The sequence below is a fragment of the Actinoplanes sp. CA-051413 genome, assembly GCF_050955795.1.
Lineage (GTDB): Bacteria > Actinomycetota > Actinomycetes > Mycobacteriales > Micromonosporaceae > Actinoplanes.
This window is the reverse complement of the sequence record NZ_CP192100.1, coordinates 4180736-4200763: the sequence shown is the minus strand read 5'-3', so window position 1 is coordinate 4200763 and position 20028 is coordinate 4180736. Positions and strand designations below refer to the sequence as shown.

Sequence of the window (20028 nt, the reverse complement as noted above, 5' to 3'; positions counted from 1 at the left end):
GCGGGTCAGCGGGCTGTGGAGGCGCGTGGGACCAGCCGGCAGGGCCGGGTGCGCTTGCCGCGTACCGGATCGCCGTTGATCGCCGCGAGCAGCAGCTCCGCGGCCGACCGGCCGATGCCCTCCAGGTCCATGTCGATGCTGGTCAGCGCGGGGCGGCAGCCGTCGACCATGACGTCCCAGTTGTCGAAGCCGACCAGGGCGACGTCGCCGGGGATGGCCCGGCCGGCCTCGCGCAGTGCCTCGGCGACGCCGCGGGCGATCTGGTCGCTGCCGCAGAAGATCGCGTCGACGTCCGCACCGGCGGCCAGCAGCAGGCCGGCTGCCTGGCGGCCCCAGGCCTCGCTCCACTCGCCGAACAGCACCGGTATCGCCAGGTCGAGGCCCTCGTCGCGCAAAGTCTGCTCGGTGGCGGCCGCCCGGACCGTCGCGGAGTGGTGGTGCTCCGGGCCGGTCACGTGCGCGATCCGGCGCCGGCCGGTGGACAGCAGGTGCCGCACCGCCCGGCGGGCGCCGTCCGCCTCGTCGGGGACCACCGAGCAGTCCTGCGGGTCGGCCGAGCTGATGAACGCGTACACCACCGGCACGTGCAGGCCGGCGGCGATCGGCGCGCGGGCCTGGGTGCGGCGGCCGGTGACGATGATGCCGTCGACGTTGCGGCTCAGCAGCGTACGCAGGTAGTACTGCTCGCGGATCGGGTCGTCCCGGGCGTCGCAGAGGAACACCGAGACCTGGCCGGCGCCCAGCGCGTCCTCGGCGCCGATCAGCAGCGGGATGCTGAACCGGCCGATGCTGTCGGTGGTGATCATCCCGACCGTGTACGTGCGCCCGGAGTGCAGGCTGCGCGCCGCCGCGTTGGCCACGAAACCGAGCCGGTCGGCGGCCTCCCGGACCCGTTGCCGGGTCTCCGGGCGCAGGCTGCCGCGGCCGTTGAGGGCCTTGGAGGCGGTGCCGACGGAGACCCCGGCGAGCGCGGCGACCTCGGCGATGGTGACGGCCCGTCCGATGGTGGTCAGTGTTTCCTCCAGGTTTTCCTGCCGGGCTTTCGCGGTCGGCGTAACCCCACGGTAATCAGCCCTTGACATGGCCGCAAGGTGCTCCCTAACTTCAAGGCAATCGTTTTCCTTGTTTCCTCCCACCCTGGCCCAAGGGGCACTTGATGAGACTTTCCCCCGGCAACCGCCGACGGCTCGGCGCCGCTGCCGCACTGACGCTGACCGCCTGCCTCACCGTCGCCTGCTCGTCCTCCGACTCCGGTTCGGGTTCCTCCGGCGCGGCGAGCGGCACCTACACGATCTGGGATCCCTACCCGCAGTTCGACGACAGCTCCGAGTGGGTGAAGCTGCTGACCAAGTGCGGCACCGACGCCGGGGTCACGGTCAAGCGGACCGGCTACGACACCACCGATCTGACCAACAAGGCGCTGCTCGCCGCCCAGCAGGACAACTCCCCCGACGTGCTGATCGTCGACAACCCGGTGGTCTCCACCCTGGCCGAGGCCGGCGCGCTGACCACCACCGAGGAGTCCAAGCTGGACACCGCCGGCGTCGAGCCCAACCTGCTGGCGGCCGGGCAGAGCGGCGGCAAGACCTTCGGCATCCCGATCGGCGCCAACACGCTGGCGCTCTACTACAACAAGGCCGTGCTGACCAAGGCCGGGGTCGACCCGGCCCAGATCAAGGACTGGGCCGCGCTGACCGCGGCCCTGGGCAAGGTGAAGCAGTCCGGCAAGAAGGGCATCACCTTCTCGGCGATCGGTACGGAGGAGGGCAGCTTCCAGTTCCTGCCCTGGTACTGGGGCTCCGGTGCGAACCTGACCCAGCTCGACTCCCCGCAGGCCGTCTCGGCGCTGACTCTGTGGACCGACTGGCTCAAGCAGGGGTACGCACCCAACTCGGTGCTCAACAACACCCAGACCACGAGCTGGCAGGAGTTCGCCACCGGCGACTACGCGTTCGGCGAGAACGGCACCTGGCAGCTGGCCAACGCGAAGAAGACCGGCTTCGACTACGGCATCATCGCGATCCCGTCCAGTGCCGGCGGCACCGCCCCGGCGCCCACCGGCGGCGAGTTCGTCACCGCGCCGGTGCAGTCCGACACCGCCCGCTACGCCGTCTCGCAGAAGCTGATCACCTGCCTGACCAGCGCCGACAACGCGCTGACGACCGACACCACGCTGTCCTACGTCGCGGCCACCGCGGCCGTGCAGGACAAGCAGGTCGCGGCCACGCCGGAGCTCAAGGTCTGGGTCGAGGCGGTCAAGGCGGCCAAGGGCCGCACCAGCGACGACCTCGGCACCAAGTACCCGAAGATCTCCCAGCCGCTGTGGACCGCGTTCCAGGCCGCGCTGAGCGGCTCCAAGTCGCCGCAGGACGCGCTCAAGGCGGCCCAGTCGACGGCAGCGGCGGCGACGCAGTAGCCATGGCCCACGACACGACGATCCGTACCGGGGCGGCGACCACCGCCCCGGTGCGGGCCGGGGCCTCGCAGGCCCGGCGCGCGCGGCGGACACGGCAGCTGGCGGCCTGGGGTTTCCTCGCGCCGGTCGTGGTGTACCTGCTGGCCTTCTACGCCTATCCGCTCTACCGCAACCTGGATCTGAGCCTGCGGCACTACACCGTGCGGTCGTTCGTGCAGGGTGATGCCCCGTTCAGCGGGCTGGACAACTACCGCACGGTCTTCGGTGATCCCAGCTTCGGGCCGGCGTTGCTGCACACCGTCGTGTTCACCGGTGTCTCGCTGGTCTTCCAGTTCGCCATCGGGATGGCTCTGGCCGTGTTCTTCGCCCAGAACTTCCGGTTGTCGGCGACGTTGCGGGCGCTGTTCCTCGTACCGTGGCTGTTGCCGTTGATCGTCTCGGCCTCGACCTGGTCGTGGATGCTCAACAGCGACTCCGGCATCGTCAACGCCGCGCTGGGTGTCCTCGGGGTGGACCCGGTCAACTGGCTCACCTCGCCGCAGTGGTCGCTGGTCTCGGTGATCATCGCGAACATCTGGATCGGTGTGCCGTTCAACCTGGTGGTGCTCTACAGCGGCCTGCGGGCGATCCCGGGCGAGATCTACGAGGCGGCGGCGCTGGACGGCGCGTCCGGCTGGTCGACGTTCTGGCGGGTCACGTTCCCGCTGCTGCGGCCGGTCTCGGCGATCACGCTGCTGCTCGGGCTGGTCTACACCCTCAAGGTCTTCGACATCATCTGGATCATGACCAAGGGCGGGCCGACGGACTCGTCCACCACGCTGGCCACCTGGTCGTACCGGTTGAGCTTCGGCAATCTGCTGCCGGAGTTCGGTCCCGGCGCCGCGGTCGGCAACCTGCTGATCGTGATGGCCCTGATCTGCGGGCTCATCTACATCCGGATCCAGCGGAGGCAGGCATGACCCGACAGCTCAAGACCGGCATCGGCGTCGTGCTGACCGCGATCATGCTGTTCCCGGTCTACTGGATGATCAACGTGTCGTTCACCAAGGACACCGACATGCGGGCCAGCCCGCCGCACGTGTTCCCGTTCGACGCCACCCTCGAGGGCTACCGCGCGGTGCTCGACCAGCAGCTGCCGTACCTGGGCACCAGCCTGCTCGTCGGGCTCGGCACCGTCCTGCTCACCGTCGTGCTGTCCGCCCCGGCCGGCTACTCGCTGGCCAAGCTGCGCCCGCGCGGCGGCGGCGCGCTGAGCTTCGTGCTGCTGATCGCCCAGATGATCCCCGGGATCATCATGGCGATGGGCTTCTACGCCATCTATCTCAAGGCCGGCGTGCTCAACACCACGGCCGGGCTGATCCTGGCCGACTCGACCATCGCCGTCCCGTTCGGCGTGCTGATCTTCACCGCGTTCATGTCCGGCATCCCGGACGAGCTGACCGCGGCGGCCACCGTGGACGGTGCCGGCCCGCTGCGCACGTTCTGGTCGGTCGTGCTGCCGGTCAGCCGCAACGCCGTGGTAACCGTCTCGCTGTTCGCGTTCCTGTGGGCCTGGTCGGACTTCGTCTTCGCCACCACGCTGGCCGGCGGCGCCGACCACCAGCCCATCACGCTCGGCATCTACCGCTACATCGGCAACAACAACCAGCAATGGAACGCCATCATGGCCACCGCCGTGGTCGCCTCCATCCCCGCGACGCTGCTGCTCATCCTGGCGCAGCGTTACGTGGCCGCCGGCGTCACCGCCGGCGCCGTCAAGGACTGAGGACAATCTCCATGACCGAACCCACCCGTTCCGCCGGTCCCGTCGCGCCCACCGCCCGGGCCGTGGCCGCGCTGCACCCGCTGCCGGCGGACGCCGTCCACCTCTCGCCGACCGGCCTGCTCGGCGGCTGGCAGGCCCGTAACGCCGCCGCGACCCTGCCGCACTGCGTCGACAATCTCGACACGGCGGGAAACCTGGCCAACCTGCGCCGGGTCGTCGGCGACGGACCCGCCGCCTTCGCGGGCATGTGGTTCGCCGACACCGACGTCTACAAGACGCTGGAGGCGGCGGCCTGGGAGCTGGGCCGGACCGGCACGCTGAGCCCGCGGCTGTCCGGTTTCCTGGCCGACACGGCGTCGCTGCTGGAGAAGGCCCAGGACCCCGACGGCTACCTGGACTCCTACTACCAGAGCGACCACCGCGACCGGCAGTGGACCGAACTGCACTTCAGCCACGAGATGTACTGCGCCGGGCACCTGATCCAGGCGGCCGTCGCGGCCGCCCGGGCGCCGGGCGGCGACGCGGCGGCCGTCCAGCAGCTGGTCGGGGTGGCCCGCCGCTTCGCTGACCTGCTGGTACGGCGGTACGGCGCGGACGGCACCGAAGCGATCTGCGGCCACCCCGAGATCGAGACGGCGCTCGTGGAGCTGTACCGGCTCACCAGCCACGAGCCGTACCTCGCGCTGGCGGCACGGTTCGTCGACCTGCGCGGGCACGGCCTGATCGGCCAGGACAAGCTGGGACCGCGCTACTACCAGGACCACCAGCCGGTCCGCACGGCCGACGAGGTCACCGGGCACGTCGTGCGCCAGCTCTACCTGCTGGCCGGCGCCGTCGACGTGGCCGTCGAGACCCACGACAGCGAGCTGCTGGCGGCGGCCGAACGGCTGTGGGACTCGGCGCTGGGCAGCAAGACGTACCTCACCGGCGGGCAGGGCTCCCGGCACCGCGACGAGTCGTTCGGTGACCCGTACGAGCTGCCGCCGGACCGGGCCTACGCCGAGACCTGCGCGGCGATCGGCAGCTTCCAGTGGGCCTGGCGGCTGCTGCTGGCCACCGGCCGCGCCCGGTACGCCGACGAGATGGAACGGCTGCTGCACAACGGCATCGCCGGCAGCACCGGCGTCGACGGCACCTCATTCTTCTACTCCAACCCGCTGCAGCTGCGCACCGGCCACGACGGCTCGCATGAGGACGCGCCCTCACAACGGCTGGGTTGGTACTCCTGCGCGTGCTGCCCGCCGAACCTGGCCCGGCTGATGGCGTCGCTGCACGCCTACCTGGCCACCGGCGACGAGAGCGGCTTGCAGCTGCACCTGTACGCCACCGGCACGTTCGGCCCGGTCGAGGTGAGCACCCGCTACCCGTGGGACGAGCAGATCACGATCTCGCTCACCCAGGACGCGACGACACCCTGGACGCTGGCCCTGCGAGTGCCGTCCTGGTGCACCGACGCGCGGCTGACCGTCAACGGCGAGCCCGACACGACCGCCGCCGAGGACGGCTACCTGCGGCTGACCCGGGCCTGGCGGACCGGCGACCAGGTGGTCCTCACCCTGGCGATGCCGCCCCGGCTGGTGCGGCCCCACCGGAGGATCGACGCGGTACGCGGCACAGCGGCCCTCACCCGCGGCCCGCTGGTCTACTGCCTCGAACACGCCGACGTGTCCCTGCCCGGCGTGGTCTTCGAGGACCTCGCCCTGGACCCGGCCCGGCCGGTCGAGGTCGTGCACCGCGAGGACGCCCTGGCCCCGGTGACCCTGCTGGCCCCGGTCGTGGTCCGCCCCGCCGAAGCCGTCCCGCTCTACTGCACCGGGCCGCAGGACGAGCCGCCGGCCACCACGGCCGGCACCGTCGCGGCCATCCCCTACTTCCTGTGGGCCAACCGGGCCCCCGGACCCATGCGGGTCTGGATCCCCACGGCCCCACCGGAGGCATGACCCGCTCCTCCCCCTCCCCCACGATCGAGGTGCACACCGTGCGACACCGAAGAACCGCAGCCGCCGCCCTCACCGTCCTCACGCTCGCCGCCGTCGGCGCGCTCCCCGGCCCGGCCCAGGCGGCCGGCAACACCCTCACCGTCAACGTCGGCACCACCGTCCGGCCCGTCACCCACGTGGCGTCCGGCGGTCTCTACGCCGTGGACACCGGCACCAAGCCGCCGCTGGAGCAGCTGTACCCGCTGCGGCTCAACCACCTGACCCAGCCGCCGCCCGGAGTCCAGCAGCTCGGCAACGGCGCGACCCAGCCGTGCTGCGACGGCCTGCTCGTCGCCGGGAAGGTCACCAGCGCGGGCGCCCAGCAGTTCCTGCGCATGCCCGACATCTACCCGAACTTCCCGTACCGCTGGGTCAGCTGGGCCGACTGGGAGGCCAAGGTCCGCACGATGGTGCAGGCCCGGCTCAACGCCACCGGCACCACCAACATCGACGGTTGGGAGCTGTGGAACGAGCCGGACTGGACGTGGAACACCGCCGCGGCGGGCGCGTTCACCGCCGGCTGGACCCGCACCCACCGGCTGATCCGATCGCTGGACACCGTCACCCCGATCGTCGGGCCCAGTCACTCGTACTACAACCACAACTGGATGGTCGAGTTCCTCACCAACGCCCGGGACACCAGCACCCTGCCGGACGTGATCGTCTGGCACGAGCTCGGCAACGACGACTACCTCAACGTCGCGGCCCACGTCGCCGACTACCGGGCGGTCGAGCGGTCGCTGGGCATCTCCCCGCGGCCGATCTCGATCAACGAGTACGCCTCACCGAGCCAGGTCGACATCCCGAGCGTCGCGGTGCACTACATGGCGGTCTTCGAGCGGCACGGCATCCGCTCCGCCGAACGCGCCTACTGGTACGAGGCCGGCACCGTCAACGGCCTGCTGCACAACAACGCGCCGACCGCGTCGTACTGGGCCTACAAGTGGTACGGCGACATGGCCGGGAACGTCGTGCAGACCGTGCCGGGCTCGTGGCTGGACGGCGTCGCCTCGTACGACCCCACGCGTCGCTTCGTCAACGTCGTGCTCGGCGGCGACAGCGGTAACAACACCGTGCGGGTCAACGGGCTCGGTGCGCTCGGCTCCCAGGTACGGGTGACACTGTCACGTACCAACACCACCGGGCGCGCCACCAACCAGAGCGCCCCGGTCACTGTCTCCGCGACGACGTACAACGTCTCCAACGGCAGCATCAGCGTGCCCGTCAACGGGATGGACGCGCTGGCGGCGTACCAGCTGCTCATCACCCCGGCGAGCGGGGCCGCCACCTGGCAGCAGCGTTACGAGGCCGAGAACGCCACGGTCGTCAACGCCAACCGGTTCTCCTCCGGCTCGGCCTCCAACGGCGGCTACGTCGGGCAGATCGACGGCTCGGCGACCGCGCGTGACCAGTCGTTCGTCGACTTCCTGGTGAACGTGCCGACGGCCCGGGGGTACACGATGACCATCGGCTACGCCAACGGGACCGGCGCGACCGCCACCCACGGCCTGGCCTACAACGGCAGCGCCTGGAGCACGGTCAGCTATCCACCGACAGCCGCCTGGGGCGCCTTCGGGGCGACGGTGAACGCGACCGTCAACCTGCGCGCCGGCTACAACGTCATCCGGCTGGCCAAGGGCGCACCACAGCTCAGCGCCCGCACCGGCTACGCCGAGCTGGACTACGTGCAGCTGAGCTGATCGGCGCCGGTGCCGGGTCCACCGCGGTGGGCCCGGCACCGGTGCACGGTAGGTTCTCAGCATGCCCCGGCAGCGTCCCGTCACCATCCGCGACGTGGCTGCCCTGGCCGGGGTCTCGGTGGGCACCGCCTCCAAAGCTCTCAACGGGCGCGGCTCACTGCGCGCCGACACCGTCGACCGGGTCCGCCAGGCCGCGGCCCGGCTCGACTTCCGGCCCAGCCAGGCGGCCCGCGACCTGCACGCCGGCCGCACCTACACGGTGGGCATGATCACCACGGACACCATCGGCCGGTTCAGCATCCCGCTGCTGATCGGCGCCGAGGACACCCTGGGCGGCGGGCAGATCTCCGTACTGCTGTGCGACGCCCGCGACGACCCGATCCGCGAGCAGCACCACCTCAAGGTCCTGCTGGGCCGCCGGGTCGACGGCATCATCGTGACCGGACGCCGGGCCGGGACCCGGGCGCCGATCGGCGGGCCCGCCGGCGTGCCGGTCGTCTACGCCTTCCTGGCCTCGGCCGACCCGGCCGACTGCTCGATCGTCCCCGACGAGGCGGGCGGCGCCCGCCAGGCGGTCGACCACCTGCTGACCGTCGGACGCCGGCGCTTCGTGCACATCACCGGCCCGGAACACCACCACTCCGCCCGGGTACGCGCCGACGCGACCACCGCCCGCCTCACCGAGGCCGGCATCAACCTGATCACCGCCCCGATGTACGGCGAGTGGAGCGAGGCCTGGGGACGCCAGGCAACCGGGATCCTGCTGGCCCAGGGCGTGCAGTTCGACGCGGTGATCGGCGGCAACGACCAGATCGCCCGCGGCGCCGGCGACGCCCTGCGCGAGGCCGGCCGCCACGTCCCGGCCGAGGTGGCCCTGACCGGCTTCGACAACTGGGACGTCATGGCCCTGGCCAGCCGCCCCACGCTCACCAGCGTCGAGATGGACCTGGAAGGCCTGGGCCGGGCCGCGGCGGGCCTGCTGCTCGAAGCCATCGACGGCGTCGCCCGGCCCGGCGTGCACACGCACCCGGCCAAGCTGGTGATCCGCGACTCGACGGTGGCCTCCTGACCGGCCCGAATCTCCGGCCCGGGTCCCTGACCAGGCCAGATGCTTGTACATTGCAGGGATGGACGACGTCGGGCCGGACCTCAGTTCGCTCTGCCGGGCCGTCCGCGACCTGGTCGAGGCCCAGCAGAGCCTGATCGAGGCGCTCAGCGCGCGAGGCCTCCTGGACGCCCGGGCCAGCGGGATGCTGGCACGCCTCGACCAGCTCAAGGCCGAGGCCGACGAGGCGCGCAAACTCGCCACCCACCCCGTGAGCCGCTGCCCCTGATCCACAGTGGCGCTTTCCATCAGGTCAGGTCGTTGAAGACGCCGTCGAGCACCAGATCGATCGAACGGTCGGCGGCGGCCAGGTCCTCGGTGCTCTCGGCGACGCCCTGCACCATCGCCAGCAACAGCAGCAGATCCGCCGGGGTGACGTCGCTGCGCACGTACCCCTGGCTCTGCGCCCGCCGCAACGGTTCGCAGAAAGCGGCCAGTAACCGCTTCTGATATCGGTCCCGGGCACCGGGATCGAAGCGCCGGGCGAGCAGGACGAGCGGGCGCATGGCAACCAGGTTGTGCAGCACCTCGCGCAGCAGCTCGCGGAACACGGCCGGCCGGCAGGCGTCACTGGCGGCGAAGGTCTCGAGCCGCTGCAGGTGATGGGCGACGACCGCGGCGGCCAATGCGGAGCGGTCGGGAAAGTGCCGGTAAAGGGTGGCCTGGCCGACGCCGGCGCGCCGGGCGATCTCCGGCATCGCGATGACCGATCCACCGTCGCTCATGAGCTCGCACGCGGCCCGGACAATGGCCGCGCGATTGCGCTGGGCGTCTCGGCGACGCGCAGTCGGGGCACCGTACAGCACGGTCACGCTCCTCGGACTGACGTCGTATGTTACCTACCGGTAACGAGAATGTCACCACCTTCAATTTCTCGGTACCGCTTCCTACGCTGCCGCCACCGAACCACCGCTGCCCCTCCCACCGCAGCCCACCACCGGTGCGCGCAGAGCCGTCGTCACGTGTGCCACCGCGACCCACCCCTACCGGCGACATCGTCCTGTCCCGAGGAGTGCGCATGGCGCCACGTCGCTTCCCCCTGCCCACCGCCCTGCTGGTCGCCCTGGCCGGCACCGTCCTCACCATCGCCGCCCCTGCTCCGGCCGCCGCAACCACCCACGCCGCTGCCGCCTTCGGCGCTGCCGCACCGCTTCCCGCTACCGCGCCGCTTCCCGCCAGCCCGGTCCGGGCCGCCTCGGTGGCCACCACCGGGCCGCGGTTCGTCGACATCCCCACCGGCGGGCCGGTCCTCAAGGCCAACGTCGTCGCCCCGGCCGCGGCCGGGCGCTATCCGGCCGTCGTGCTGCCCTCCAGCTGGGGCCTCAACGACCTGGAATACCTGGCCCAGGCGAAGATCCTCGCCGCCCGCGGGTACGTCGTCGTGTCCTACACACCCCGCGGCTGGTGGTTCTCCGGCGGAGAGATCAACACAGCCGGCCCCGCCGACATGGCCGACCTGTCCACGGTCATCGACTGGACCATCGCCAACACCGCCACGGACCCGGCCCGCATCGGCGCGGCCGGCATCTCCTACGGCGCCGGGCTCAGCCTGCTCGGCTCGGCGTTCGACCGGCGCATCCGGGCGGTCGCCATGATGAGCGGCTGGACCGACCTGAGCCACTCCCTGTACGCCGACTCGACCCGGCACCGGCAGGCCCCCGGTCTCCTGAAGGTGGCGGCCGACCTGCTCGGCAACCCGGGCCCCGAGCTGACCGGCAAACTCGGCGACTTCGCGGCCAATCGCAACGTCGACGAGGTGCTGGCCTGGTCCCGGACGCGCTCGGCAGCGACCTACGTCGACGCCATCAACGCGAACCGTCCGGCGGTGCTGATGGCCAACGCGTGGGGCGACTCGTTCTTCCCGCCGAACCAGCTGGTCGACTTCTTCGGCCGGCTGACCGGGCCGAAGCGCCTGGAGCTGCGCCCCGGCGACCACGCGATCGCCGAGCTCACCGGCATCCTGGGCCTGGACAACGAGGTCTGGACCGGCGTGTTCCGCTGGTTCGACCAGTACCTGGCCGGCGTCGACACCGGCATCGCCGCCGAACCACCGGTGCTGATCAAGCCGTACAACGCGGGCACCGAGGGCTACGCGGCGTGGGGTGCGCTGAACGCATCGACCCGCCGATACGGCCTGGGCCAGATCCGCAAGCTGGACGGAACAGGCCTGCTCGGCGGCGCACCGAGCACCGGCTGGACCAAGACCATCCCGACGGACGCGAACACCACGGCGGACGGCGGGGCCGTGCTCATCACCAACGGACTGGCGGCGTTCACCGGTCAGCAACCGAAGATCTGGCTGCCGACGGTCAGCCGCGCCCGCGCGGGCGTCTGGGCCGCCGCCCGCCCGGCGACCCCGCAACGGATCCGCGGCATCCCGAAACTCCACCTCGAACTGAGCGGAACGGCGCCCCGGGGCACGCTCGTGGCCTACCTGTACGACCTGGACGCGCTCGGCAACGCAGGACTGATCACCCATGCCCCGACGACGTGGCTCGGCACCGCCGGGGGTGACCGCAGTGTGGACCTGGCGCTCCCGGCCACCGCGTTCGACCTGCCGGCCGGCCACTCCCTCACCCTGGTCGTCGACACGGTCGATCCCCTGTACTACGACGAGAACGCCCCGAACGACACGGTCACCATCGGCGGCGGCTCCTACCTCGACCTGCCCCTGAAGTAGTCAAGCCGCGAGCTCCGGCGCTCACCACCTCGGTGGCGCCGGAGCTTGTGCGGCCGGCAGCACAACCGCTCAGGCATCCTAGGAACCTGGTTTGCTGTCTTCGCGGCCAGGGCGAGCGGAATTGAGGACCAAGGCCGTCGCGAGCCCGGCCCCGGCAAAGCGGGCGAGGATCCGCTCAAGCGGCCGCGCAGGACGCAGGGGCTCCCCCGGCCACATACGTCCGCACCGCCGCCAGCGCCTCGTCGACCGTCGCGACCTTGGCCATGGCCAGCCCCGGCACCGCGTTCCGGACCGCCTCGGCGCAGTTCGCCTCGGGCACCAGGAACAGCTCAGCCCCCGCCGCCCGGGCGCCGAACAGCTTCTGTGGGATGCCGCTGATCGGCCCGACCGCGCCCGCCTCGTCGACCGTTCCGGTGCCGGCGATGATCCGCCCGGCCGTCAGATCGGCCGGGGTCAGCTTGTCGATGATGCCCAGGGTCAGCATCAGGCCCGCGCTGGGTCCGCCGATCTCGTCCACGTCGATCTCAATCCTGACCTGCCCGGACGGAGAGCCCAGCACGCGCAGGGCGGCCTTCTCCGCATTGCGCACCGACGAGGCGAACTGCTCAGCGTTGCGCCGGTCGACCTGCTCGGCACTCTGCCCCGCCGGGTAGACCCGGCTGCGCGGCGCCACCGCCCGTTCGCCGTCGAACCAGGCCTCCAAGGCTTCCCGCAGCCCGACCTCGGTGTCCACCAGTACGGTGGTCAGCCGCAGCTGCCCCGCGGAGTCGGAGGCCTTCCCGCCGCTCACCGCGATGACTTGCGCACCCTCGTGCCGGCCCAGCGTGTCCACGGTGGGCCCCGGCTCCAGCACCACGTACGGCAGCGGCCAGAACCGGATCCCGGCGCCCAGCAGCACGGTGACCACCGCGCCCGCGACGAGCGCTACGCCACGACGTTTCATGCCCGGGAGCGTAACGATGCCGGGGTCAGCAGGATCAGGCCGGTGACGCCGGCCAGCCCCGCGGCCACGGCCCAGGCCACCGCGGTGCCGGACCCGCCGGTGGTCGCGGCCAGCAGGAGCAGCGCGGCGACCCCGACGGCCGTTCCCAGCTGCGCGCCGGTGTTGAGGACACCGCTGGCCGTACCGCTGAGGGTGTCGGCCACGTCGGTGCCGATCGCCGTGCCCGCGACCGAGGCCACCCCGAGGCCGATACCGGCCACCGCGACCCCGGCCACCACGCCCCCGACGCTGCCGTAGGTCAGCACCAGCAGGAGGTTGCCGGCGGCGATCCCGGCCAGGCCGGCTGCGGCCAGCCGGCGGACGGACAGCCGGGCGCCGAGCGGCTTGGTCAGCGCCGCGCCGACCACGACCCCCAGGCTGAACGGAACCAGCGCCAGTCCGGCCCCCACCGCGGAGATGCCCAGCTCCTGCTGCAGCGACAGGGTGGCGAGCACTCCGGTCGAGCTGGTCGTCGCGGTGTTGACGAAGGACACCGCCGTTCCCGTACGCAGGTTCGCCGAGGCGAACGCCGCCCGGGGCACGAGTGGCTCGCTGACCCGGCGCTGGTGGACGACGAACACTGCCCCGGCGGCCAGGCCCGCGGCGATCAGCAGCGCGCCGGCCGTCCGGGCATGCGGGTTCTCCAGCGCGGAGGCGCCCACGATGAGGGCCATCACCGCGCCGGTCAGCAGGGCAGCACCGGTCAGGTCCAGCCGCACCGGCTCGCGTTCGCCGGGCGATCGCGGGATCGTCAGCCGGACCGCCACGATCAGGACGACGCCCACCGGAAGGTTCACCCAGAAGACGGCCCGCCAGTCGAACACTTCAGTGAGAACGCCGCCGACCAGCAGCCCGAGCGCGCCCGCGGCGGCACCGCTGGCACTCCAGGCCGCCAGCGCACCGCGGCGGTCGTCCGGCTCGGGGCTCGCGTCCAGCAGCAGCCGCAGCGCGGACGGGACACTGATCGCGGCGGCCGCGCCCTGCAGTCCGCGGGCCGTGACGAGCTGCACCACCTCCTGCGCGCTCGCGCCGACCAAGCTGACCAGCGCGAAGGCCGCGCAGCCGAGCAGCAGGACGCGGCGGTGCCCGTACCGGTCCCCCAGCCGGGCGCCCAGCACCAGCAGGCCGCCAAAGAACATCGCGTAGACGGTCGCCAGGACCGGGGTGGCCGCGGGCGGCGCCGACACGCCCGACAGCATGGCCGGCAGCGCGGTGATGCCGCTGGTCACGCCGAGCACATCGACGAACTGGATGCCGCAGAGCACGGCCACGGCGCGGCGGGAGCGTCCTGCCATGATCTGCACGCTACCCCGGAGCCTCGTGATGTCCCGGGAAGGTGGTCCGGGGCGGCGGAAACGTTGCTCGCCGCCCGGAAGTTTCTTCGAGATGCCGATCGCATTGCCCGGGCGCGGCACCGGCCTCTACGGTCATCGCGGCGGACCGGGTAGATCGCGCAGGACAGGGAGGCGGCGCCGATGGCTGACGACGGCTCCGGCTTTCTCGCGTTCTTCGAGCGTCATCACGCCGAGCTGTCCCGGCTGGCGTACCTGCTGACCGGCGACGCGGCCGGCGCCGACGACCTGGCCGCCGACGCCCTCGGCCAGGTGCGGCGGGCCTGGCCGCGGATGGGTGACGATCCGGCGGCCCACGCCCGGGGGCTGGTGGCCACGCTGGCCCGCGGCCGCGAACGACGACTGCTGCTGCCCGGATCGGGCCGGCGCGACGCGGCCGCGGCGATGGACCTGCCGGGTGCGCTGCGCCGGTTGCCGCACCGGCGCCGGGTCTGCGTCGTGCTGCGGTACGCGTCCGGCCTCACCGACGACGAGGTGGCGCGCGCACTCGGCATCTCGCCCGCGACCGTACGCAGCCGGACGGCGAAGGGTGTGCACCGACTGACTGAGCTGCTCGGTGGCTCGCTGGCGAGCACCGGTCTCGGCGGCCGGGAGGCGGCCCGATGAGGAGCTACCCGGAGCACGAGCTGCGTACCCGGTTGGGTGGTCTGGCGGCCGAGCACGAGCCGGACCGCGCCGCCATGCTGCACCGGGTCGCGCAGCACCGCGTCGGTCCGCCGGTCGCCGAGCGGCGGCCCGCCGGGCAGGCCGTGCGGCTGGCCGGTTCCGCGCTGGCCGTGGCCACCATTCTCGGGGTCGGCGGGATTGCCCGCTGGGCCCTGGCCGACGGCCCGGAGCCCGCCGTCACGCCCGCGCCGGCCGTCTCAGCGCCGGCAGCGGCGCCTAGGACCACCGCTCCCTCGCCCACCGCACCCTCGGCCGGCGCGCCGTCGGCCGGGGCATCGGCGCCTGGGGTGTCGGGAAACGCCCGATCATCGGCGGCGAAGGACGACACGCGGCGGGACGCGATCTGGGCCGACGGCTCGATCAACCCGAACAGTGACGACACCGACGGCCGCAGCGACATCACGCTCAAGCTCCGCGAGCCGGTGCGCGCGCTGGAGCTCACCGTCCGGGTGGCGCCGACGGCCGGGCTCACCGACCAGGGCAGCACGCACGACGTCACCGGCGCCACCATCGAGACCACCGTGGTCCGTGAGGAGGACGCGCTGGTCTACCACTTCAAGCTGGCCGGCGGCGCCACCCTGCGTGCGGGCACGTACGTCTTCACCGCGAAGTACGGCTACGACAACGAGGGCGGCCGGGACGCCGGTGACGACAGTTACTCGGTGACCGCCTCGACCGTGGAGGACGGCACCGAGCTGAAGCTGCGGGGCGACTTCTTCTGAGGAGTCACTCCGCCACCGGGTCCGGTTCGGGCACCGGGTCCGGCACCGGCACCGGCTCCGGGTCGCTGAGCTGCTCGCGCAGGTAGTTCCAGAACACGGCGATCAGCGCGGCGACCGGCACCGCCAGCAGCGCCCCCACGATCCCGGCCAGGCCGCCGCCCAGCGTCACCGCGAGCAGCACCACCGCGGCGTGCAGGCCGAGGCCGCGGCTCTGCACCATCGGCTGGAACACGTTGCCCTCGAGCTGCTGCACCGCCACGATGATGGCCAGCACGATCAGCGCGTCGGTGGGCCCGTTGAAGACCAGCGCGATCAGCACGGCGACCAGCCCGGCGAAGAGCGCACCGACGATCGGCACGAACGCCGTCACGAAGGTCAGCACCGCGAGCGGGAGCACGAGCGGCACCCCGACGATCCACAGGCCGAGGCCGATGAACACGGCGTCGAGCAGGCCGACGAACGCCTGGGAACGGACGAACGCGCCGAGGGTGTCCCAGCTGCGGGCGGCGACGGTGGGCACGTCGGTGGCGAGCCGGCCGGGCAGCTGCCGGGTCAGCCAGGGCAGGAAGCGCGGCCCGTCCTTGAGGAAGAAGAACATCAGGAAGATGGCCAGCACGGTGGTGACGATGCCGTTGACCACGGTGCTCACCCCGGTGACCGTCGCGGTGACGATGCTGCCGACGCTGTGCTGGATCCGGTCGATCCCGGCGTCGAAGGCCGTGGAGACCTGGTCGTCGCCGATGTTCAGCGGCGGCCCGGCGGCCCACTCGCGAATCTGCTGGATGCCGTCGACCACGCCCTTGGCCAGCTCACTGGACTGCGACGCGACCGGCACCACGATCAGGACGATGACGCCGATGGCGACCAGCAGGGACACCAGGGTCACGGTGGTCGCGGCCAGCGCGGGATGCCAGCGGTGCCGGCGCAGGAACCGGGCCAGCGGCCAGGTCAGCGTGGTCAGCAGCAGGGCCACCACCAGCGGCCAGATCACCGACCACATCTTGCCCAGCAGCCACAGCACCACCCCGGTCATCACCAGGAGCACCAGCACCTGCAGGGATATCCGGGCCGACGTGCTCAGGGCGGCCCGGGTCTTCGTGGAGCTCAACGTTGCTGGCATGCGATCACCCTAGAGATCTACCCCCCGCACGCGCATGGTGAAACGCCCCCGGGGGTCAGCCCTTGTCGGCCCCGGCGGTCAGGCCCTCGGTCAGCAGCCGCTCCGCGGCGAAGAACAGCACCACGATGGGCAGGGTCAGTACCACCGATCCGGCCATCAGGACCGTCTTGCTCACCTCGATGCCGCCGGAGAGCTGCGCCAGGCCCAGCGACACCGTCCAGTCGTTGCGGTCCTCGACCAGGAACAGCAGGGCGAAGAGGAACTCGTTCCAGGCGATCATGAAGACGTACAGGGCGTTGGCCATCACCGCGGGGGCCGCCAGCGGCAGGATCACCTTGCGGATGGTCTGCAGGCGGGAGTAGCCGTCGACCGCCGCGGCCTCCTCCAGGCTCACCGGGATCGTCGACAGGTAGTTGCGCAGCATGTAGATCGACACGGGCACGGTCTGAGCGATGTAGACGATGGTCAGGCCGGCCAGCGAGCCGCGCAGGCCGAGCCGGGTGAACAGCACGAACAGCGGGATCGCCAGCAGGATCGACGGGAAGAGGTACACCGACAGGAACAGGAAGTGCACCTGGCGCCGGCCGACGAAACGCAGGCGGCTGACCGCGTACGCGCCCGGAATCGAGACCAGCAGCGTCAGCGCCGTGGCGGCGATCGAGACCAGCGCCGAGTTGGTGAGGAAACGCAGGAAGCCCTGGCCGCCACTGCCGGACGGGGTCAGCACTTCCCGGTATGTCGAGGTGGTCCACTCGGCCGGCCCGACCCAGAGCTTGCCCGGGTTCTGCAGCACCTCCTCGATCGGGCGCAGCGACAGCAGCAGCATGTAGAGGAACGGGAACAGCGTCACCACGACGAGCACGGCGATGACGACCCGGCGCAGGACCCCGAACACCCGGGTCTCGACGGCAGCGCGGTCCATCAGTTCTCCTCCTCGCCTTCCACTCGTGGCGCCATGAACCTCAGGTAGACGACGAGCAGGACGATGAGCCCGGCGGCCAGCACCAGCGCCTGCGCCGAGGCGGCCCCGATGTCGAACCGTGCGGTGAGGAACTGGTAGACCCGGATGCTGACCACTTCCGTGCCGGCCCCGCCACCGGTCAGCAGGTAGACGTCGTCGAACTTGTTGAACGTCATGATGAAGCGCAGCACGGTCAGCAGCGCGATGACCGGGCCGAGCTGCGGCAGCAGGATGTGCCGGAAGATCTGGGTGGGCGCGGCCCCGTCGACCAGCGCCGCCTCCTCCAGGTCACGCGGGACGGCCTGCAACCGGGCGAGCAGGAACAGGAAGGCGAACGGGAAGTACCGCCACGCCTCGAAGGCGATGACCGTCAGCAGGGCCAGCGGGACGTCGAAGTGCCAGCCGAACAGCGACGCCTCGTACTCGCGCTGGCTCAGGAAGGCGATCGGGCGGTCCCAGCCCAGGAAGCGCGTGCCCCAGTTGTTGGCGATGCCGAACTGCGGGCTGAGCATGATCTCCCAGACGAAGGTCACCGCAACCACCGGCGCCACGTAGGGCAGCAGCACCGAGGCGCGGACCATCGTGCGGCCGCGGAAGCGCCCGCGCAGGGCCAGCGCGGCGACCAGGCCGAACAGGATCGAGAAGAACGTCGCCCCGATCGTGTACGCCAGAGTGGTCCACAGTGACGACCAGAAGCCGGGCGAGGTGAGCACCAGCTCGAGGTTGGCGAAGGTGTAGTCACCGAAGAAGCCGGCCCGGCGCAGGTTGATCAGCCGGATCCGCTGGAAGGCCAGCATGACCGTCCACAGGATCGGCAGCACCACGACGACCAGCACCACGACCAGGGTGGGCGACAGGTAGATCAGCCCGGCCCGGTTCTCCTGCTGCCGCCGGGTCAGCGGCCGTTTCCCCGGCTTGTCCTTCGCCGGGGAGACGGCCGCGGGCGGCCGGGTCGCGACCATTACTCGAGCGACTTCTGGATGCTCTTGACGTCGTCGGCGGCCCGCTTGGCCGCTCCGGCCGCGTCCAGCTCACCGCCGGCCAGGGCGTTGACCGCCTTGGGTACGGGCAGCTCCCCCAGTGTCGCCCCGACCAGGGCACCCTGTTTCTGCGGGAAGCCCCAGCGCTGGAACGTGTCCGGGCTGTTCTGCAGCGCGGTGATGACGTCCTTGGCGTAGATGTCACCGAGCGGCTTCTTGGTGTCCACGCCGGCCGGCAGGTCGTTCCACGCGGTGGTGAACTTGGTGGCTTCCTGCTGGGTGCCCTTGCGGACCGGGAACTTGCCCTCCGGGGCGATGCCCAGCCAGTCGGTGTAGCCCTCGTTCAACATGTACTGGACGAACTTCTTGGCCGACTCGGTGTTCTCGCCGTCCTTGGTGATGGTCCAGCTGGTGATCTCGCCGAACTGCGACGGCTTGCCCGCGGGCCCGGCGATCGCCGTGACGATGCCGCTGTTCTTGGCCAGGTACGCCGGGTCGGCCTTGCACTGAGCGCAGGTGGGCAGCGCGTCCTTGCGCAGGCCGGCCATCTCGTCGAGCAGGAACGAGGACCAGACCACCATGGCGGCCTTGCCGGAGAAGTACGTCGCGCGGGTGGTGTCCACGTCCTGCGCCCCGGGCACCGAGAAGTTCTTGACCAGGTCCCCGTACAGCTGGAAGGTCTGCACGCACTGCGGGGAGTCCAGGGTGACGGTCTTGTTCGCGTCGACCAGCTCGCAGCCGTTGCCCAGCGCCATGTTCTCGAAGGTCTGCTCAGTGAAGGCGTCGTTGCCGATGGTGGACAGGCTGATCCCGGCGACGTCCTTGGAGTTGAGCTGCTGCGCCGCCTGCCGGATCTTGTCGTACGTGTCGGGCGCGGCCAGGCCGGCCTTGTCGAAGAGGTCCTTGCGGTAGAAGAGCAGCTGGGCCCAGCCGTCGGAGGGGATGGCCAGCTGCTTGCCGTCCTGGCCGGTCAGCTCCAGCGCGCGGGGCGAGAAGGTGCCGGTGCCGAGCGCCTCCACGACTGCCTTGCTGGCCTCGGTGTCGAGCAGGTCGTTGGTGGACATCTGCGCCACCGCCCCCAGCGGCAGCGCACCGACCACGTCGGGCAGCGTGCCGGCGGCCGCGGCCGAGGTGATCAGGCTGCTGAACTGGTTCTCGTCCGTCGCGACGATCTTGACCTTGACGCCGCTGGCGGCGGTGAACTTGTCGGCGATGGCCTGGGTCGCCTGCACCCGGTCGGTCTGGTTCTCCAGGCTCCACACGGTCAGGGTGCCGCCGCCGTCGCTGTCCCCGCCGCCGTCGTCGCTGCAACCGGTCAGCGCCGCGGTGACGAGCAGCGCGGCCGCGGGCAGCCGCCAGAACCGTCCATGATCGATCTTCACGAGATTTCCTCTCGGTGACGCATCGATGTCACTTGTTACCGACGCATCACATCAAGGACTTGACCACGGTGCAACCGCTGGCACCGGCAGTGCCGAGATCAGACACCTTGACGCCGGTGAGGACGGCTGCCACCATCACCGCAGCCGATGTTTGCGTAAACATTGCCGAGCGAGGTCGCCCGTGACCGCCGCGAAACAGACCCCATGCCGCGAAGGAG

The 20028-nt window shown here is 71.3% G+C and carries 18 protein-coding genes; 10 read left to right on the top strand and 8 right to left on the bottom strand.

The annotated features are described in order from the left end of the window. Positions 1–5: 5 nt before the first annotated feature. Positions 6–1082: a LacI family DNA-binding transcriptional regulator gene (locus tag ACQP2Y_RS19555; protein ID WP_433730239.1), complete on the bottom strand. Its 1077-nt coding sequence runs from the start codon at positions 1080–1082 to the stop codon at positions 6–8. A gap of 74 nt (positions 1083–1156) precedes the next feature. On the opposite strand from ACQP2Y_RS19555, the gene ACQP2Y_RS19550 reads away from it, so the two are divergent. From ACQP2Y_RS19550 to ACQP2Y_RS19520, 7 genes are all read left to right on the top strand, one after another. Next, complete coding sequence (locus ACQP2Y_RS19550; RefSeq protein ID WP_433730237.1) at positions 1157–2416, top strand: sugar ABC transporter substrate-binding protein; 1260 nt, start codon at positions 1157–1159, stop codon at positions 2414–2416. Positions 2417–2418: 2 nt separating this feature from the next. Beyond that, positions 2419–3375, top strand: a complete 957-nt coding sequence (locus tag ACQP2Y_RS19545; RefSeq protein ID WP_433730235.1) for a carbohydrate ABC transporter permease — start codon at positions 2419–2421, stop codon at positions 3373–3375. Then, on the top strand, positions 3372–4181 hold the full coding sequence (locus ACQP2Y_RS19540; RefSeq protein WP_433730233.1) for a carbohydrate ABC transporter permease: 810 nt from the start codon (positions 3372–3374) through the stop codon (positions 4179–4181). Before ACQP2Y_RS19545 ends, ACQP2Y_RS19540 begins: the two co-directional genes overlap by 4 nt. Positions 4182–4192: 11 nt before the next feature. After that, the gene (locus tag ACQP2Y_RS19535) at positions 4193–6121 is read left to right on the top strand and encodes a glycoside hydrolase family 127 protein (protein WP_433730231.1); all 1929 of its coding nucleotides are present in this window, start codon (positions 4193–4195) and stop codon (positions 6119–6121) included. Positions 6122–6159: 38 nt separating this feature from the next. Next, complete coding sequence (locus tag ACQP2Y_RS19530) at positions 6160–7860, top strand: CBM35 domain-containing protein (protein ID WP_433730229.1); 1701 nt, start codon at positions 6160–6162, stop codon at positions 7858–7860. Between the two features lie 61 nt (positions 7861–7921). Further along, positions 7922–8929, top strand: a complete 1008-nt coding sequence (locus tag ACQP2Y_RS19525; protein ID WP_433730227.1) for a LacI family DNA-binding transcriptional regulator — start codon at positions 7922–7924, stop codon at positions 8927–8929. Positions 8930–8987: 58 nt separating this feature from the next. Then, positions 8988–9194 (top strand): hypothetical protein, encoded by a 207-nt coding sequence (locus tag ACQP2Y_RS19520; protein ID WP_433730225.1) that lies wholly within the window; start codon positions 8988–8990, stop codon positions 9192–9194. A 19-nt stretch (positions 9195–9213) separates the two neighbouring features. On the opposite strand, the gene ACQP2Y_RS19515 is transcribed toward ACQP2Y_RS19520, so the two are convergent. Continuing rightward, complete coding sequence (locus ACQP2Y_RS19515; protein WP_433730223.1) at positions 9214–9690, bottom strand: TetR/AcrR family transcriptional regulator; 477 nt, start codon at positions 9688–9690, stop codon at positions 9214–9216. A gap of 293 nt (positions 9691–9983) precedes the next feature. Between ACQP2Y_RS19515 and ACQP2Y_RS19510 the strand changes: the two genes are divergently transcribed. Beyond that, positions 9984–11645, top strand: coding sequence for a CocE/NonD family hydrolase (locus tag ACQP2Y_RS19510; protein ID WP_433730221.1), 1662 nt, complete (start codon positions 9984–9986; stop codon positions 11643–11645). 175 nt (positions 11646–11820) lie between these two features. Here ACQP2Y_RS19510 and ACQP2Y_RS19505 read toward each other — a convergent pair whose 3' ends face one another. Next, complete coding sequence (locus ACQP2Y_RS19505; RefSeq protein WP_433730219.1) at positions 11821–12588, bottom strand: YlbL family protein; 768 nt, start codon at positions 12586–12588, stop codon at positions 11821–11823. Continuing rightward, positions 12585–13922, bottom strand: a complete 1338-nt coding sequence (locus ACQP2Y_RS19500; protein WP_433730217.1) for an MFS transporter — start codon at positions 13920–13922, stop codon at positions 12585–12587. Before ACQP2Y_RS19500 ends, ACQP2Y_RS19505 begins: the two co-directional genes overlap by 4 nt. 180 nt (positions 13923–14102) lie before the next feature. Between ACQP2Y_RS19500 and ACQP2Y_RS19495 the strand changes: the two genes are divergently transcribed. Together ACQP2Y_RS19495 and ACQP2Y_RS19490 are read left to right on the top strand one after the other, a co-directional pair. Continuing rightward, positions 14103–14585, top strand: a complete 483-nt coding sequence (locus ACQP2Y_RS19495; protein ID WP_433730215.1) for a sigma factor-like helix-turn-helix DNA-binding protein — start codon at positions 14103–14105, stop codon at positions 14583–14585. Continuing rightward, positions 14582–15367 carry a hypothetical protein gene (locus tag ACQP2Y_RS19490; RefSeq protein ID WP_433730213.1) on the top strand — a complete coding sequence of 262 codons (786 nt, stop codon included), beginning with the start codon at positions 14582–14584 and terminating at the stop codon, positions 15365–15367. Before ACQP2Y_RS19495 ends, ACQP2Y_RS19490 begins: the two co-directional genes overlap by 4 nt. Positions 15368–15371: 4 nt before the next feature. Here ACQP2Y_RS19490 and ACQP2Y_RS19485 read toward each other — a convergent pair whose 3' ends face one another. The 4 genes from ACQP2Y_RS19485 to ACQP2Y_RS19470 are packed head-to-tail and all read right to left on the bottom strand — an operon-like array spanning position 15372 to position 19810. Further along, positions 15372–16487: an AI-2E family transporter gene (locus ACQP2Y_RS19485; protein ID WP_433730211.1), complete on the bottom strand. Its 1116-nt coding sequence runs from the start codon at positions 16485–16487 to the stop codon at positions 15372–15374. A 55-nt stretch (positions 16488–16542) separates the two neighbouring features. Further along, positions 16543–17409: a carbohydrate ABC transporter permease gene (locus tag ACQP2Y_RS19480; RefSeq protein WP_433730209.1), complete on the bottom strand. Its 867-nt coding sequence runs from the start codon at positions 17407–17409 to the stop codon at positions 16543–16545. Continuing rightward, positions 17409–18410, bottom strand: a complete 1002-nt coding sequence (locus ACQP2Y_RS19475; RefSeq protein WP_433730207.1) for a carbohydrate ABC transporter permease — start codon at positions 18408–18410, stop codon at positions 17409–17411. Before ACQP2Y_RS19475 ends, ACQP2Y_RS19480 begins: the two co-directional genes overlap by 1 nt. Further along, on the bottom strand, positions 18410–19810 hold the full coding sequence (locus tag ACQP2Y_RS19470) for an ABC transporter substrate-binding protein (protein WP_433730205.1): 1401 nt from the start codon (positions 19808–19810) through the stop codon (positions 18410–18412). Before ACQP2Y_RS19470 ends, ACQP2Y_RS19475 begins: the two co-directional genes overlap by 1 nt. Positions 19811–20028: the final 218 nt, after the last annotated feature.

Bases quoted from the DNA above. Each gene is read 5' to 3' on its own strand.
- ACQP2Y_RS19540 (WP_433730233.1), top strand. From the start codon at position 3,372: ATGACCCGACAGCTCAAGACCGGCATCGGCGTCGTGCTGACCGCGATC.
- ACQP2Y_RS19535 (WP_433730231.1), top strand. From the start codon at position 4,193: ATGACCGAACCCACCCGTTCCGCCGGTCCCGTCGCGCCCACCGCCCGG.
- ACQP2Y_RS19520 (WP_433730225.1), top strand. From the start codon at position 8,988: ATGGACGACGTCGGGCCGGACCTCAGTTCGCTCTGCCGGGCCGTCCGC.
- ACQP2Y_RS19515 (WP_433730223.1), bottom strand. From the start codon at position 9,690: ATGAGCGACGGTGGATCGGTCATCGCGATGCCGGAGATCGCCCGGCGC.
- ACQP2Y_RS19505 (WP_433730219.1), bottom strand. From the start codon at position 12,588: ATGAAACGTCGTGGCGTAGCGCTCGTCGCGGGCGCGGTGGTCACCGTG.
- ACQP2Y_RS19545 (WP_433730235.1), top strand. From the start codon at position 2,419: ATGGCCCACGACACGACGATCCGTACCGGGGCGGCGACCACCGCCCCG.
- ACQP2Y_RS19525 (WP_433730227.1), top strand. From the start codon at position 7,922: ATGCCCCGGCAGCGTCCCGTCACCATCCGCGACGTGGCTGCCCTGGCC.
- ACQP2Y_RS19550 (WP_433730237.1), top strand. From the start codon at position 1,157: ATGAGACTTTCCCCCGGCAACCGCCGACGGCTCGGCGCCGCTGCCGCA.
- ACQP2Y_RS19490 (WP_433730213.1), top strand. From the start codon at position 14,582: ATGAGGAGCTACCCGGAGCACGAGCTGCGTACCCGGTTGGGTGGTCTG.
- ACQP2Y_RS19500 (WP_433730217.1), bottom strand. From the start codon at position 13,922: ATGGCAGGACGCTCCCGCCGCGCCGTGGCCGTGCTCTGCGGCATCCAG.
- ACQP2Y_RS19510 (WP_433730221.1), top strand. From the start codon at position 9,984: ATGGCGCCACGTCGCTTCCCCCTGCCCACCGCCCTGCTGGTCGCCCTG.
- ACQP2Y_RS19555 (WP_433730239.1), bottom strand. From the start codon at position 1,082: ATGTCAAGGGCTGATTACCGTGGGGTTACGCCGACCGCGAAAGCCCGG.
- ACQP2Y_RS19480 (WP_433730209.1), bottom strand. From the start codon at position 17,409: ATGGACCGCGCTGCCGTCGAGACCCGGGTGTTCGGGGTCCTGCGCCGG.
- ACQP2Y_RS19485 (WP_433730211.1), bottom strand. From the start codon at position 16,487: ATGCCAGCAACGTTGAGCTCCACGAAGACCCGGGCCGCCCTGAGCACG.
- ACQP2Y_RS19475 (WP_433730207.1), bottom strand. From the start codon at position 18,410: ATGGTCGCGACCCGGCCGCCCGCGGCCGTCTCCCCGGCGAAGGACAAG.
- ACQP2Y_RS19495 (WP_433730215.1), top strand. From the start codon at position 14,103: ATGGCTGACGACGGCTCCGGCTTTCTCGCGTTCTTCGAGCGTCATCAC.